General features: G+C 37.9%; 12 protein-coding genes and 1 pseudogene. 12 read left to right on the top strand and 1 reads right to left on the bottom strand.

Annotated elements, in window-relative coordinates; genetic code table 11:
- Window positions 1-14: 14 nt before the first annotated feature.
- The 6 genes from HMPREF2963_RS03445 (at window position 15) to purH (ending at window position 6,328) form a co-directional block, all read left to right on the top strand.
- Window positions 15-635 (top strand): DNA alkylation repair protein, encoded by a 621-nt coding sequence (locus HMPREF2963_RS03445; protein WP_003071279.1) that lies wholly within the window; start codon window positions 15-17, stop codon window positions 633-635.
- Window positions 636-660: 25 nt separating this feature from the next.
- Entirely contained in the window at window positions 661-2,100 is a 1,440-nt protein-coding gene (purF, locus tag HMPREF2963_RS03440) for an amidophosphoribosyltransferase (protein WP_048800328.1), read from the top strand.
- Window positions 2,101-2,348: 248 nt separating this feature from the next.
- Window positions 2,349-3,371 (top strand): phosphoribosylformylglycinamidine cyclo-ligase, encoded by a 1,023-nt coding sequence (gene purM / locus HMPREF2963_RS03435; protein WP_148132057.1) that lies wholly within the window; start codon window positions 2,349-2,351, stop codon window positions 3,369-3,371.
- Complete coding sequence (gene purN / locus HMPREF2963_RS03430; RefSeq protein ID WP_049493905.1) at window positions 3,371-3,925, top strand: phosphoribosylglycinamide formyltransferase; 555 nt, start codon at window positions 3,371-3,373, stop codon at window positions 3,923-3,925. The genes purM and purN overlap by 1 nt, the downstream gene beginning before the upstream one ends.
- 106 nt (window positions 3,926-4,031) lie before the next feature.
- Entirely contained in the window at window positions 4,032-4,739 is a 708-nt protein-coding gene (locus HMPREF2963_RS03425; protein WP_070668700.1) for a suppressor of fused domain protein, read from the top strand.
- Window positions 4,740-4,780: 41 nt separating this feature from the next.
- Window positions 4,781-6,328, top strand: coding sequence for a bifunctional phosphoribosylaminoimidazolecarboxamide formyltransferase/IMP cyclohydrolase (gene purH, locus HMPREF2963_RS03420; protein WP_070668698.1), 1,548 nt, complete (start codon window positions 4,781-4,783; stop codon window positions 6,326-6,328).
- A gap of 54 nt (window positions 6,329-6,382) precedes the next feature.
- On the opposite strand, the gene HMPREF2963_RS03415 is transcribed toward purH, so the two are convergent.
- Complete coding sequence (locus tag HMPREF2963_RS03415; RefSeq protein WP_070668695.1) at window positions 6,383-8,311, bottom strand: GBS Bsp-like repeat-containing protein; 1,929 nt, start codon at window positions 8,309-8,311, stop codon at window positions 6,383-6,385.
- A gap of 84 nt (window positions 8,312-8,395) precedes the next feature.
- Between HMPREF2963_RS03415 and HMPREF2963_RS09215 the strand changes: the two are divergent.
- From HMPREF2963_RS09215 to purD, 6 genes and pseudogenes are all read left to right on the top strand, one after another.
- Window positions 8,396-8,496, top strand: a pseudogene (locus tag HMPREF2963_RS09215) (Abi family protein); the annotation flags it as partial.
- Between the two features lie 73 nt (window positions 8,497-8,569).
- On the top strand, window positions 8,570-9,952 hold the full coding sequence (locus HMPREF2963_RS03410) for an Eco57I restriction-modification methylase domain-containing protein (protein ID WP_070668692.1): 1,383 nt from the start codon (window positions 8,570-8,572) through the stop codon (window positions 9,950-9,952).
- Between the two features lie 10 nt (window positions 9,953-9,962).
- Window positions 9,963-12,362 carry an ATP-binding protein gene (locus tag HMPREF2963_RS03405; protein ID WP_070668688.1) on the top strand — a complete coding sequence of 800 codons (2,400 nt, stop codon included), beginning with the start codon at window positions 9,963-9,965 and terminating at the stop codon, window positions 12,360-12,362.
- Between the two features lies 1 nt (window position 12,363).
- Window positions 12,364-12,999 (top strand): DNA-binding transcriptional response regulator, encoded by a 636-nt coding sequence (locus tag HMPREF2963_RS03400; RefSeq protein ID WP_070668685.1) that lies wholly within the window; start codon window positions 12,364-12,366, stop codon window positions 12,997-12,999.
- Complete coding sequence (locus HMPREF2963_RS03395) at window positions 12,999-13,607, top strand: HNH endonuclease (protein ID WP_070668682.1); 609 nt, start codon at window positions 12,999-13,001, stop codon at window positions 13,605-13,607. Before HMPREF2963_RS03400 ends, HMPREF2963_RS03395 begins: the two co-directional genes overlap by 1 nt.
- 224 nt (window positions 13,608-13,831) lie before the next feature.
- Window positions 13,832-15,094, top strand: coding sequence for a phosphoribosylamine--glycine ligase (gene purD / locus HMPREF2963_RS03390; protein ID WP_070668680.1), 1,263 nt, complete (start codon window positions 13,832-13,834; stop codon window positions 15,092-15,094).
- The last annotated feature ends 200 nt before the right edge of the window (window positions 15,095-15,294 follow it).

The following is a 15,294-nucleotide window of genomic DNA, read 5'->3' as shown; positions in this document are numbered from 1 at the left end:
GCAGAAGGGATATTATGAAACAGTATGTTGCAAGGCTAGAAAAAGATTTTTCACTTATAGAACACGGATTTAAAGAGGAAGAACAAAGAGCCTTAACTGATTATAAATCCAACGATGGTGAGTATATCAAGAAATTAGCATTTTTAGCTTATCAATCTGATGTTTACCAAGTAAGAATGTACGCTGTATTCCTTTTCGGATACTTATCAAAAGATAAAGAAATTTTAATATTTATGAGAGATGAAGTTTCTAAAGATAGTAACTGGAGAGTTCAAGAAGTGTTGGCAAAGGCGTTTGATGAATTTTGTAAGAAAACAGGATATAAAAAAGCACTTCCAATTATTGATGAATGGTTAAAAAGTAGCAATCTCCATACGAGGAGAGCTGTTACAGAAGGGTTAAGAATATGGACAAATAGACCATACTTTAAAGAGAACCCAAATGAAGCTATCAGAAGAATAGCTGACTTAAAAGAGGATGTAAGCGAATATGTTAGAAAATCAGTAGGGAATGCTTTAAGAGACATTAGTAAAAAATTTCCAGATTTAGTTAAAATTGAGTTGAAAAATTGGAAATTAGAAAGTAAAGAAATTAACCAAGTTTATAAATTGGCAAGTAAATTTATTGATGCCTAGAATTTAAGTACAAAAGGTATATAAAATGACATACGAAGTAAAATCTCTCAACGAAGAATGTGGGGTCTTCGGTATCTGGGGACATCCTCAAGCAGCTCAAGTCACTTATTTTGGACTGCATAGTCTGCAACACCGTGGTCAAGAAGGTGCTGGCATTCTGACAAATGATGCTGGCAAATTGATACGACATCGTGATACAGGATTAATTTCAGAAGTCTTCAAAAATCCAGCTAATTTGGAAAAATTAACAGGTCAGGCTGCTATTGGGCATGTCCGTTATGCAACGGCTGGAGAAGCCTCTATTGATAATATCCAGCCTTTCCATTTTAAGTTTTACGATATGGAATTTGGTCTGGCACATAACGGTAACCTGACCAATACGAAAACCCTGAAGAAAGAATTAGAACATAACGGCGCTATTTTCTCTTCTTCATCTGATACGGAAATTCTGGCTCATCTTATTCGCTGCAGCCATAATCCAAGCTTTATGGGCAAGGTTAAGGAAGCGCTCAATACGGTCAAAGGTGGTTTTGCCTATCTTCTGATGATGGAAGATAAGCTGATTGCAGCTCTTGATCCAAACGGTTTTCGTCCGCTTTCTATTGGTAAAATGGCAAATGGTGCCATCGTTGTTTCCAGCGAAACCTGTGCCTTTGAAGTGGTGGGTGCCGAGTGGATTCGTGATGTCAAGCCGGGTGAAGTGGTTATCATTGATAACAGTGGTATCCAGTACGACACTTACACGACAGATACACAGCTGGCTATTTGTTCAATGGAATACATCTACTTTGCCCGTCCTGACTCAAATATTCACGGGGTCAATGTCCATACTGCTCGTAAACGTATGGGAGCACAGTTGGCGCGTGAGTTCAAACATGAGGCAGACATTGTGGTTGGTGTACCTAATTCCTCACTCAGCGCAGCTATGGGCTTCGCCGAAGAATCAGGACTGCCAAATGAAATGGGTCTCATCAAAAATCAATACACTCAGCGAACCTTTATCCAGCCGACGCAAGAACTGCGTGAGCAAGGGGTTCGCATGAAACTTTCTGCCGTATCTGGAGTGGTTAAGGGCAAACGTGTCGTCATGATTGATGACTCCATCGTGCGTGGGACAACTTCACGTCGTATCGTTCAGCTCTTGAAAGAAGCTGGAGCTACAGAAGTTCACGTGGCAATTGCTAGCCCACCTCTAAAATATCCATGTTTCTATGGAATTGATATTCAAACACGGCGTGAATTGATTGCGGCTAATCATTCTGTTGAAGAAACACGCCAGATTATCGGTGCAGATAGCCTAACTTACTTGTCTATTGACGGCTTGATTGACTCTATCGGACTTGAAACAAATGCCCCAAACGGCGGTCTCTGTGTTGCTTACTTTGATGGAGAGTACCCAACACCGATTTACGATTACGAGAAAGATTATCGTAGAAGCTTGGATGAGAAGGTTAGTTTTTATTGATAGACCGAACTCAATAGCAGCTCTGCTATTTCCAAAGAAAAAAAGAAGGAAAAATATTATGACAGAAAAAAATGCTTACGCTCCACGTCTTACCACTGACTAAAGGCTAAAGCATTTGTCAGTGGACGCTTTGTCCTATAGGGCCAAAGCTAAAGACCTGACTAGTTTTTTCAGTCAAAATTATGGTTTGACTGAAAAAACGTCGCAATCTTCAATATGGTTTTTTGACAAAAAAGAGAAGGAAAATTATTATGACAAAAAATGCTTACGCTCAATCTGGTGTTGATGTTGAGGCGGGATACGAGGTTGTTGCTCGGATTAAGAAACACGTGGCGCGTACGGAGCGTCTTGGGGTCATGGGAGCTCTCGGTGGCTTCGGTGGGATGTTTGATTTGTCCCGGCTGGACGTCAAAGAGCCTGTCTTGATTTCAGGAACGGACGGTGTCGGAACTAAGCTCATGCTTGCGATTAAATATGACAAGCACGACACTATTGGTCAGGACTGTGTGGCCATGTGTGTCAACGACATCATTGCTGCGGGTGCTGAACCTCTTTATTTCCTAGACTACATTGCAACGGGTAAGAATGAACCTGCTAAACTGGAGCAGGTAGTTGCTGGTGTGGCTGAAGGCTGTGTCCAAGCTGGTGCTGGTCTGATTGGCGGCGAAACAGCCGAAATGCCCGGTATGTATGGCGAAGACGATTACGACTTGGCCGGTTTTGCGGTCGGTGTGGCAGAAAAATCACAAATCATCGACGGCTCAAAAGTCAAAGAAGGTGATGTGCTTTTAGGTCTGGCTTCCAGCGGTATCCATTCAAACGGTTATTCGCTTGTCCGCCGTGTCTTTGCAGACTATACTGGTGAAGAAGAACTGCCAGAATTGGAAGGTAAAAAACTCAAAGATGTCTTACTTGAACCTACTCGTATCTATGTCAAAGCAGCTCTGCCATTGATTAAGGAAGAATTAGTCAACGGTATTGCCCACATCACAGGTGGCGGCTTTATCGAAAATGTCCCACGTATGTTTGGGGACGATTTGGCAGCCGAAATCGAAGAAGACAAGGTGCCAGTTCTGCCAATCTTCAAGGCGCTTGAAAAATATGGTGAGCTGAAGCACGACGAAATGTTTGAAATCTTCAACATGGGTATCGGGCTCATGCTGGCTGTCAGTCCTGAAAAGGTTGACCGTGTCAAGGAAGTCCTTGATGAGCCTGTTTATGAGCTTGGGCGTATCGTGAAAAAAGCTGACGCAAGTGTGGTGATCAAATAATGAGCAAAAAAATTGCTGTTTTCGCTTCTGGGAATGGGTCAAATTTTCAGGTCATCGGCGAGCAATTCCCAGTAGAATTTGTTTTCTCTGACCATCGTGATGCCTATGTCTTGGAGCGTGCTAAAAATCTCGGTATCAAAAGTTACACCTTTGAACTCAAGGAATTTGACAACAAAATTGCCTATGAGCAGGCTATCATTGACCTCTTGGAAAAATATGCTATTGATCTTGTTTGCCTAGCTGGTTACATGAAAATCGTTGGCCCAACCTTGCTGACTGCCTATCAAGGTCGCATTATCAATATCCATCCAGCCTATTTGCCAGAATTTCCAGGTGCTCATGGTATCGAAGATGCCTGGAATGCCGGTGTCACTGAGAGCGGAGTGACCATTCACTGGGTGGACTCAGGTGTGGATACTGGCAAGGTCATTAAACAAGTCCGTATCCCACGGCTAGTTCATGACACGATTGAAAGTTTTGAAGAACGCATCCATGCTGCTGAGTATCAGCTCTATCCTCAAGTGCTGGAGAGTTTAGGGGCCGAGAGAAGATAAGAAGGTAGTGAGAGATGATTTTATGGTAAAGGTAAGGACCTGTTCATAAACTATCTCTATCAGGGTTGGTAAATCATGAGTAGGGGCGTTAGCTAAGGAGAATTTTATGGGTCTATTTGATTTTTTTAAGAAGAAATTTTCCAGTGAAGAGACACCAATTGAAGATGGAGATAAGACTGTTGTTAAATCTGAAGATACAGATGATAGCGCTCCAGGATGGGAAGCGATTGATGCAGAATTTGATCGTTTATATCCTGATCAGCCCAATCCTCTTCATTATGGGACGGTTGTCAAGTATATGTTTGGGGGTCCAGATCCGCTTGACGGTATAAGTGTCTACGATGCGGGAGATTTTTGGCATTTTGTCAGCTATGGCTTGTCGGAGTTATATACAAAAGAAAGCACCGACTCAGAATACAGTGGTTATGGGATTGAATTGACTTTTAAGTTAAAGAAATCTACTAATGACGAAGAAGAAATCAAAAATGGCTGTGGTTTATTGCAGTATGTTGCAAGATATATTTTTAAAACAGATAAAGTAGTTTTACCAGAAGAATATATTTATATGAAGCAAACGGTAGGAATCGATATCCAGCAGAAATCTAAACTGACAGGTTTTCTGACCGCTAGTGACAATCTAGCTAAGCCTCTAGATACTCCTCATGGAAAAGTAGAATTTGTCACTCTGATTGGTGCGACAGATGCAGAACTGCGAAGTGTTTATGAAAGTGAAACAAGTAAGCTTGAGGTAAGGAAATTGTTGCAAGAGCTTGGAAATCAGATTACAGACTATAATCGCCAGTCTTTAGTTTAGATAATTTGAAGGAATCTATTGATAAAATGAAAGGAAAAAACATGACTAAACGCGCACTTATCAGCGTCTCAGACAAAGCGGGCATTGTTGAATTTGCCCGAGAATTGAAAAACTTGGGTTGGGAAATCGTCTCAACCGGCGGAACCAAGGTTGCCCTTGATAAAGCAGGAGTTGCAACCATCGCGATTGACAACGTGACTGGCTTTCCTGAAATGATGGATGGTCGTGTCAAGACTCTTCACCCTAAAATTCATGGCGGTCTCTTAGCGCGTCGCGACCTTGATAGTCATGTTAATGCTATGAAAGAACATGGCATCACACCGATTGATTTGGTCGTTGTCAACCTTTACCCATTCAAGGAGACTATTCTTAAACCAGATGCAACCTATGCGGATGCGGTTGAAAATATTGATATCGGCGGACCATCTATGCTGCGCTCAGCAGCTAAAAACCATGCCAGTGTGACGGTTGTGGTTGACCCTGCTGACTACGCTGAGATTATTGACGAATTGTCAGCGAACGGAGAAACAACTTATGAAACTCGTAAGCGTCTGGCAGCTAAAGTTTTCCGTCACACCGCAGCTTACGATGCCCTCATCGCTGAATATTTCACTGCTCAAGTGGGTGAAGAAAAACCTGAAAAACTCAACTTGACTTATGACCTCAAGCAGCCAATGCGTTATGGTGAAAATCCACAGCAGGATGCGGATTTCTACCAAAAAGCCTTGCCAACTGCTTATTCTATTGCCTCTGCTAAGCAGCTCAACGGTAAGGAATTATCCTTCAACAATATTCGCGATGCTGATGCGGCTATCCGTGTCATTCGTGACTTTAAAGACCGTCCAACCGTTGTGGCGCTCAAGCACATGAATCCATGTGGTATCGGTCAGGCTGATGACATTGAAACAGCTTGGGATTACGCTTATGAGGCTGATTCAGTTTCGATCTTCGGCGGCATTGTTGTCCTAAACCGTGAGGTTGATGCAGCGACAGCTGAGAAGATGCACGCTATCTTCCTAGAAATCATCATTGCGCCATCTTATACAGACGAAGCGCTAGCTATTCTCACAACCAAAAAGAAAAATCTGCGTATTCTGCAACTTCCCTTTGACGCTCAAGAAGCTAGCGAGGCTGAAAAAGAGTATACTGGCGTGGTTAGTGGCCTCCTTGTGCAAAATCAAGACGTGGTCAAGGAAAGTCCAGCCGATTGGCAGGTCGTTACCAAGCGCCAGCCAACTAAAACGGAAGAAACTGCTCTTGAGTTTGCTTGGAAAGCCATCAAGTATGTCAAGTCTAATGGCATTATCGTGACCAATGATCACATGACACTTGGTGTCGGCCCAGGTCAGACCAATCGTGTCGCTTCTGTTCGCATCGCCATTGACCAAGCTAAAGATCGCCTTGACGGGGCTGTTCTTGCTTCTGACGCTTTCTTCCCGTTTGCTGATAACGTTGAAGAAATTGCAGCTGCTGGTATCAAAGCTATCATCCAACCCGGCGGTTCCGTCCGTGACCAAGAGTCTATCGATATGGCTGATAAATACGGCATTGCTATGGTATTTACGGGTGTGAGACATTTTAGACATTGAGAACAGAAAAAACCTTGGATTGATTTCCAAGGTTTTAAAGTTTTTTAGAGAGAGTTATTTTGGATAAATATAGCTAACTGCACCTTGTCCTGCTGTATGGGGATTAAACCAGCCACGAAAGTTCCCAATGTACTGTTTCCCAGCGTAGTTTGCCTCTTGAATCTGAATACGGGTGTTTGAGGCGACGTGAGTGACGACTCCAACGTGCCCGTAACTACCATCTGTCCAACAAATAATAGCTCCGACTTGTGGAGTTGTTCCTGTTTTAAAACCAGCACGTCTGGCACTAGTAGCCCAATCGCCACCATTGCCCCAGTAGTTGCCAGCCCAAGGTGCTAGAGCTTTAGCGCCCCAAGTGCATTGCCCTTTTGGATAAGTCGTTGCAGCGGCATAATTGGGTTGGAAAGAATTAACAGGTTTCTCTACTTGATAGCTCGTACCTGTTAGTCCAATCATTTGACCGTTGAGATTGCGGTAGACATGTGTGTGGAAAAGCCCGCTACCAGTGTGTTTTTGCGTATCAATAGTGAACTTGTAGATACCATTTCCAGTTTTAGTAGCTGTGTACCACTGGATATCATCTTGCCCGTTGACTTCAGACCAGGTAGGCAGGATGATATTTCCATCTCCATAAGCATCTGTCACCGTTACTTCATAATTGTAGATCGAGCGTTTCGTGACAGCTACTTTCGTTTTTATCTGTTCTGCGGACATGCTAACTGAATCTGTTGCATAACTATGCTCACTACCGTCTTTATATTTTACATAAATATGATTGATATAGGTTCCAGATAAGACCTGATGATTGCGGATATTAAAGGTTGTTGAAAAAGTTCCGTCTCCATTGTCAGTGGCTGTGTACCATCTAATATTACTCTGATTTGTAGTACTCCAAATAGGAATGCGAACGGATTGAATGGATTTGGATTTTGAAGTTTCCTTAATTTTGACCGTATATGTTCCTTGTTCTTGATTGATATTTTCAACAGAGAATAATGGCTTTTGCTCTTCTTCCGAAGGTAATTGATCGGGACGAACTTGTACCGTAGTTCCAGCTAAGCCAGTAAACTCTGGTTTGACATAGCTTTCTCCGTAAAGATGAATGTGATAAGTTCCTGTGTCATAGTTATGTTTTTTTAGCTCAACTCTAACATTGTAGCTTCCATCAGGATTTTTAGTAGCTGCATACCATTGAAGATCATCTTGTCCGTTTTTATCAGACCAAGTTGGAACAGTTAGTTTATAGATTGTTTCAGGGACATTTTTGATCTGAATATCCATGATGCCAGGTTCTGGAAAACTAGTTTGGATAGTAGGATTTGGTTTTTCAAGGTTAAAAGTGGTACCTGACTGATAAATCATTTTACCATTTTTATTTTCATAAGTATCTACAAAATATCTCCCATAACCCTTGTGTTTGGAAAAGTCAAATTTAGTTATTTCCTGTTCAGCATCGTACCAGTTGAGATCATCACTACCATTTTCTTCAGACCAAATGGCATGAACAATTTTAGAATTTTTTTGATCTTTATTGCGTGTAAAATGAATTTGCCCAATCTGTCCAGCTGTCGTAATTTTTGTTTGACTAGTAGGTTTATTCAGAGTGAAAGTCGTTCCATTTAAACCGATCATTTTTCCATTGATGTTGATATATGTATGGACATGGAAAGTACCGTACCCAGAATGTTGGCTCAAATCAACAGTTGTTGATGTTTGAGATGCGGAATACCATTTAAGGTCATCTTGCCCATTTTCATCAGACCAAACAGCATGGGAAATGGTGTAGGGGTTTTGGGCTTGTGAACGTATGTAGTTGATAGAAATGCTATTGCCAGAAACATTGACAGTAACATCGCTAGCAAGAGTTGTTGGATTTGAGCTTTTTGAAGCATTATTTGCTTCCGAGGCTTGAACTGTTAGTTGAGCTGAAAAAACACTCAAAAGGGCGCTGGATAGTAAAAACAATTGACTATATTTTTTCATAAATCTCCTTTGAATAAATAATTTGGATAGTTCCATTTAGATTATTCGGGAAAGAAATTAAAAATTAAAAAACTATTTTTCTTTAATTTTATCCCACGTTTAAGAGGCTTATTTGCTAAATACCAATCCAGTATTCATCTACATCACTTAGGCTTTATGATTGGGAAGCTGTCTTGAAGAAATAAATAGACAGGAGGTGAGCTAGAAAGCTTGTTTTTTGGTATAATAAAGTAAAAAATATAGTAGAAATGTAGAAATATGAAAAAATTTCAAGTATTCACTCCTTCTCAATATGTTGAGCAGATGCTAGATGAAGTTGGTTACCAAGGTTCAGAAATTTTGAAGAAAACGTTTCTGGAAAATTCAGTTGGTGAAGGTAACATTTTATTAACAGCGGTTAAGCGCTATATAGTTGTTGCAAAGCAAGAAAAATATTCATGGAAGGAAATTAAGTCCGATTTAGAAAAGTATTTTGTGGGATTTGAAGTAGATGAAATTGTATTGAATACATGTATAAAAAGATTAAATCAGTTGGTTGCAGAATATGAAATAAAAGGTGTTAAGTGGAATATTAGAAAAGAGGATTATTTAAAATCATCCATTGAAATTCGGGCAGACTATATTGTTGGAAATCCACCATATATTACGTATCAAGAATTAAAAGAAGTGGATAGAGTATATTTAAAAGAAAATTTTATATCTTGTCGTAAAGGGAAGTTTGATTATTGTTATGCTTTCATCGAAAAGAGTTTACTAGATTTGAAAAAAACGACAGGAAAAATGTGTTATCTAATCCCTAATAGCATATTTAAAAATGTTTTTGCTGAAAATCTAAGAGAAATCTTTAAAAAAAATATTCTACAATTAATTGATTACAGACATACGCATATTTTTGGGAGAATTCTAACATCATCAGCAATTATAGTCATTGATAATTCTAGAATATGTAATTACTTAGAATATATTGATAGTGATTTTAACAAGTCTTTTTTTATAAGAAAAGAAGATTTGGGGTCCAAATGGTATTTTACTGAAAATATCGAATTTAAAGCTAATCAGTTAACCTTTGGAGGGTTATTTAAAGTCTCAAATAGCGTAGCTACATTATCTAATAAGGTATTTATAATCCCTGAGCAAGAAGATTTGGACTTAGAAGATGAAATTTTAAAACCTGCGGCTAGTCCAAGAAAGTTATCGAAAAATATTGTAGATAAAATTATTTTCCCATATAAATTTGTAAATAATGAACTTATAAGATATTCCAGAGAAGAGTTTGAAAGGATTTTTCCTAAGGCAACTAGATATCTTCGAGAATGGAAAGAGGTTTTAGATAACAGAAAATCTGATGGGGAATGGTTTGAGTATGGTCGTTCACAAGGTTTGAAATTTATGAATCAGGAAAAATTAATGATTTCATCGGTAATTACTGAGAAAGTAAATGTATACGAGTTAGATTCTCAAACAATACCATATTCGGGATTTTATATTATTCCATTAGCAGAAAAAGGTCTTGATTATGCAAAAAAAATTCTTGAATCAGAAGATTTCTATAATTATATAGAAACTAGAGCAATTAATGCGAGTGGAAAATCAATTCGTATATCCGTGAATGATGTAAAAAATTATCCAATAAGAGTATGAGGGGCGAACAATGGCTGAAAAAGTGAAAGAAGTAAGTTTTAAATCAACAACAAGAACGGTAAACCTTTTAGGGAGAGATAATATACTAGATTATAGAAGTGCGATATTAGAATTAGTAAAAAATAGTTACGATGCATTTTCGAATCAAGTAAATATTCGAATAATAGGAGAAGATATAACTGTTAACAAAAAAAAAGACAAAAAAGCTACTTCTATAGAAATAATTGATTACGGACAAGGAATGAGTTTGGATAAAATCATTAATGTCTTTTTTACATTAGGAACGGATGATAAAACTCATACTACTTCAATAAAATACCAAAAATCTGAACGTGTAATGAATGGTTCTATGGGAATCGGTAGATTATCACTGGGGAGACTAGGGAATATCAGTCGTGTTATTACTTCAGATGGTAGAGAAGCATATAGATTTAGTATAGATTGGAATAGCTTTACAACAGGAGGAGCTTTAGATACTGTAAAAGTAAATATTGAACAATTATCATTGAGTGAGTTCACTTCAGAGTATACCAATAGAGGTTTAGAAAATCCAAATGCTTCAGGAACAATTTTAATAGCCAGTGATTTGAAAGATGAATGGTTGCTATCAGATAAGGGGCAGTCAGGAACAAATTATTCACTATTGAAGCTTACTTTAAATAAATTAAAAAATCCTCTTAAATTAGAGAAGTCAGGCGAATTTAAAATTATATTAGATTATTTTGAAGAAAAAGAAGAAATAGAGCCTTCTTTGGCTGATGTTTCAACAGATGCAGAAATTTCGTTTGCTTTTTCACACGACAGTGATATGCTAATCTTAGACGGTTATTTTGATGAAATTGATATTAGTCAATTACCTCCGGATTTTGTAAATGCGAAATTTGATAAACTAAAAGATTATATTCAAGATAATAATGGTGAAAAAAGAAGTAGATACCATTTTGAGCTAGAGTATAAAATTTCAGAGTATATTCCTGATAAAATGCCTAATAATCCGATAGGAGATTTTGATGGAGTTCTCTATTTTACAAAGAAAACTGGATCTAATAAGTATCCTTTTTTAAAGAGACCAGCAATGGGAACAAATACTGTTGATATTGATCCTGGGATTTTATTGTACCGAGACGGCTTTAGAATTAGACCCTATGGTGAAATAGACACTATAGGTTTTGATTGGTTGGGAATTGAAAAAGAAAGATCTAAGAACCCTGCCGGTGTTGGTCGGAGTGGCTACATGATGCAAGCTAATCAATTGAGCGGTTATGTGAATATAACCAAAAAAAACAACAGAGTTTTTGAAGATCAATCCAATCGTGAAGGTTTAAAAAATAGTGTAGAATTTGAATATCTTCAGAGTGTTATTCTTAGAATTATAAAAGATTTTTCTTTTATACGTTCAGAAATTATTATTTTATATAATGAATTTTTGAAAGAGACAGCTGATGTCCCATATTTTAGCGAAAAGGGCAAGAAAACAAAGAAAATGATTTATAGTCTTATTAATAAGAACAAAGGGAATTTACAAGAGCTCTATAAAGATCCAGAGTACCAAGCATTAGTTTCTAATCCACAATCTTTATTTGAAATGTATTCATTACAGGATATAACAGAGGAAGAAAATAGTTCTCTTGTTACTGAAAGTGATACGTTACGAACAATGGCTACTCAAGGTATAGTTATGTCAACTTTTGCTCATCAAATAAAAAATGATAAGAAATTCTTTCAGCAGATACCCCAAAATCTAATAGATACTGGGGATTATTATTCGGAGCATTTTAATTCGGATTTTCATGAAATTGAACAACCGTACAATTTATATGATTTTGCAAAAGCGGTTGGAAGAAAAACAACTAATATACTTGGATTTTTGGAGAGTAGCGTTAATAATCCAATAAGAGATAAAAAAGAGAAAATTAATTTATCATCATATTTATTTAAAATTTATTCTTGGTGGGATAATTCGGTTAAAGATAATTTTTATTCATATGATTATTTAGTTAATGGTAAATCATCTAGAGAATCTTTACCTGAGCAGATTAAAAATATTTATATTTATGCCAGCGAAACTCAATTAGATAGCATTTTTCTAAACTTAATAACTAATTCTTATAAAAATTTTAAATATCCAAAAAAAATTAAACACAGAATAATTAACATTGAGCTAGAAGTTGTAGATTGTGACTTGATTAAGATAACTTATGAAGATAACGGTAATGGTCTAAATAAGAACATAAAAAATTCAGATATAATTTTTGAAGCTTACAAGTCGTATACTAAAGGTGGGACTGGTCTAGGGATGACAATCCTAGCTTCAGTTATATCTAATTTAAGAGGTGATAAGGAATTGTTATCTAATCCTGGTGAGTCGGGATTTAAAATTAGAATGACTTTAAAAGGTGGAGTTGAATAAAATGTCTGAAAAAAAAGTAATCTATTATATTGATGATGATGAAGATGCTATTTATACATTAAAAGATCTGAAAGAAATTTTTTTAAGCAAAGGATATGATGTCCAGTTTCTAGGAATAAAAAATGAAGCATCAAAGGAAGAATTTTTAACAAAATTATATTCAAAAGAAAAATACGGAATTATTTTAGACTATGATTTATCTATGAGTGAAATTTATGGGGATGCAATTGAACTATGGCAAACTATTAAGAAACAAAATCCTTTCTTTCCTGTTTGTATTTATACTTCTCACAGTAATGATGTTCAAATTGACTCTTCAGTAGAGAAGAAATTTTCTAAAAATGAATACTCACTGGGTGGACAGATATTTACTAAGGAAGATGAAATTGATAGTATGTTAAAATATATTGATGAGCAAGTTAAGTTAGGAATAGAAAATATCAATACGCTGGAGAGAGTAAATCAAGGTTTAAAGAAATTTGATACTTTTTCTACAGAAGTAGCAATTAACGAAACTAAAATAGAATATCAGTTTTCTATTAAACAACCTCGACTTTTAAATGATGATATTGCTGATCAATTAGACGATTTAATTGCGAAAGCGTATCAAATTATTGATGAGGCAGGAGAGATGTAGTGAATTATATTAGGCAACTATTCAAACAAGATTATAGAGGTTTTGAATCTCCACCGATCAGAAGAAAAAATGTTAGTGAAAAATATTCTGTCAAAAGTCAAAGAGATTTGTTAAAAGAGTATCTAGTAGAGGATTTTGACGGAATGTGCATATATTGTGGATGGAATTGTAAAAGGTACGGTGGAGCTAGTTTTCATATTGAACATATAAAAAGTCAAAATGATAATAAAGATTTGATAGATGAATATAGCAATTTAGCTTTATCTTGCCCAATATGTAATACTACAAAAAATAAAAAAGCTCTTCCTTCTGATTTAGATCCTTTAGGTGAAGATTATAAAAATTTATTCTATAGAAATAATAGAGGAGCAATTGTAACGAATAATGATATTGAAGATCGTAAAAAGGCTCTATCACAACAATATATTAAAATTCTTGGTTTATCGAAAGAGCTATATAAGTTAGACTATGTGCAAACATCTCTTAATATTATCAAAAGAAGGTTAAGACAATCAGATAAAATTAACTTAGAGTTGATAAATAGTATTACAGAAATTTTGGATTTTATTAATGATAATTATACTCGACAAAGTAATTTAACATTGTAGAAATAGGTAATTTCAACATTTTATCAAAGATATTATTTTTATTCCCCCATCACCACATCAGTGGTGCTTTTCTTTTCCGAATAAATGGGATTAGAAATTCAAACTCCCGAACAAATATGTTATAATAGTCCTGTATAATTCGTGAAAAGTTGTTAGTTTTTGCGAAAATATTTGGTTTTGGGCATATGCCCCTGTGATTGTTTTATATTGAGGTATCTTGCATCATGAAACTTTTGGTTGTTGGTTCTGGTGGTCGTGAGCATGCGATTGCCAAGAAGTTGTTGGCATCTCGGTATGTTGAGCAGGTTTTTGTCGCACCTGGAAATGACGGGATGACTCTGGATGGTTTGGATTTGGTGAATATCAGAATTTCCGAACATTCCAAGTTGATTGAGTTTGCCAAAGCAAATGCTATTGCTTGGACCTTTATTGGTCCTGATGATGCGCTAGCGGCTGGTATCGTTGATGATTTTAACCAAGCTGGGCTTGAGGCTTTTGGTCCAACTAAGTTAGCAGCGGAGCTGGAGTGGTCTAAGGATTTTGCTAAGGAAATCATGGTCAAATACGGCGTTCTGACAGCAGCCTATGGCACATTTTCCGACTTTGAGAAAGCTAAAGCCTACATCGAAGAGCAGGGCGCTCCAATCGTGGTCAAGGCGGATGGCTTGGCATTGGGTAAGGGAGTAGTCGTGGCTGAAACCGTGGAGCAGGCGGTCGAGGCGGCGCATGAAATGCTGCTGGACAATAAGTTCGGCGACTCGGGTGCGCGCGTGGTTATTGAGGAGTTCCTTGATGGCGAGGAATTCTCTCTCTTTGCCTTTGTCAATGGGGACAAGTTTTACATTATGCCTGCGGCGCAGGATCACAAGCGGGCCTATGATGGTGATAAGGGACCAAATACAGGCGGTATGGGTGCCTACGCTCCTGTTCCTCACCTGCCGCAAAGCGTGATTGACCAGTCGATTGATGCTATTATCAAGCCAGTGCTTGAGGGTATGATTGCTGAGGGTCGCCCTTATCTTGGCGTGCTCTACGCGGGGCTTATCTTGACTAAGGACGGTCCTAAGGTTATTGAGTTCAACTCTCGCTTTGGCGATCCCGAGACCCAAGTTATCTTGCCGCGCCTGACTTCTGACTTTGCACAGAATATCACGGACATTTTGGCTGGCAGGAACCCTGACATCACTTGGCTGGATTCGGGCGTGACCCTAGGCGTGGTGGTTGCTTCAAATGGCTATCCGCTCGCCTACGAAAAAAGGGTGCTTCTGCCAGAAAAGACCGGTGGCGACATAATCACCTATTATGCAGGGGCTAAGTTTGATGGCAATAGCCAGCTGCTCTTGTCAAACGGCGGCCGCGTCTACATGCTGGTTACTACAGCCGACAGCGTCAAGGCTGCGCAGGACAAAATCTATAAGAAACTTGCAGAACAAGAAACAACAGGCCTCTTTTATCGGCAAGATATCGGAAGTAAAGCGGTTAAATAAAACACTTCGAGAATCTACGATTGACTGTATTAAAGCTCTTTGATGAACTTTAGTTCGAACTTCATCGTTTTGCCCTGTCATTCTGAGAATTTATTCGAGCATTTTCAATACTAGCGCTAGCTTAGGCGACGCAGTCGCCAAATACGATAATGGTCGCAGTGGTGAAAAGACCAGAACAGTGTATGTTCTGGTCTAGGGGA

Source organism: Streptococcus sp. HMSC067A03, assembly GCF_001814295.1.
Taxonomy (GTDB): domain Bacteria; phylum Bacillota; class Bacilli; order Lactobacillales; family Streptococcaceae; genus Streptococcus; species Streptococcus constellatus.
The sequence above is the reverse complement of the archived record's forward strand: the minus strand, read 5'-3'. Positions and strand labels throughout refer to the sequence as shown.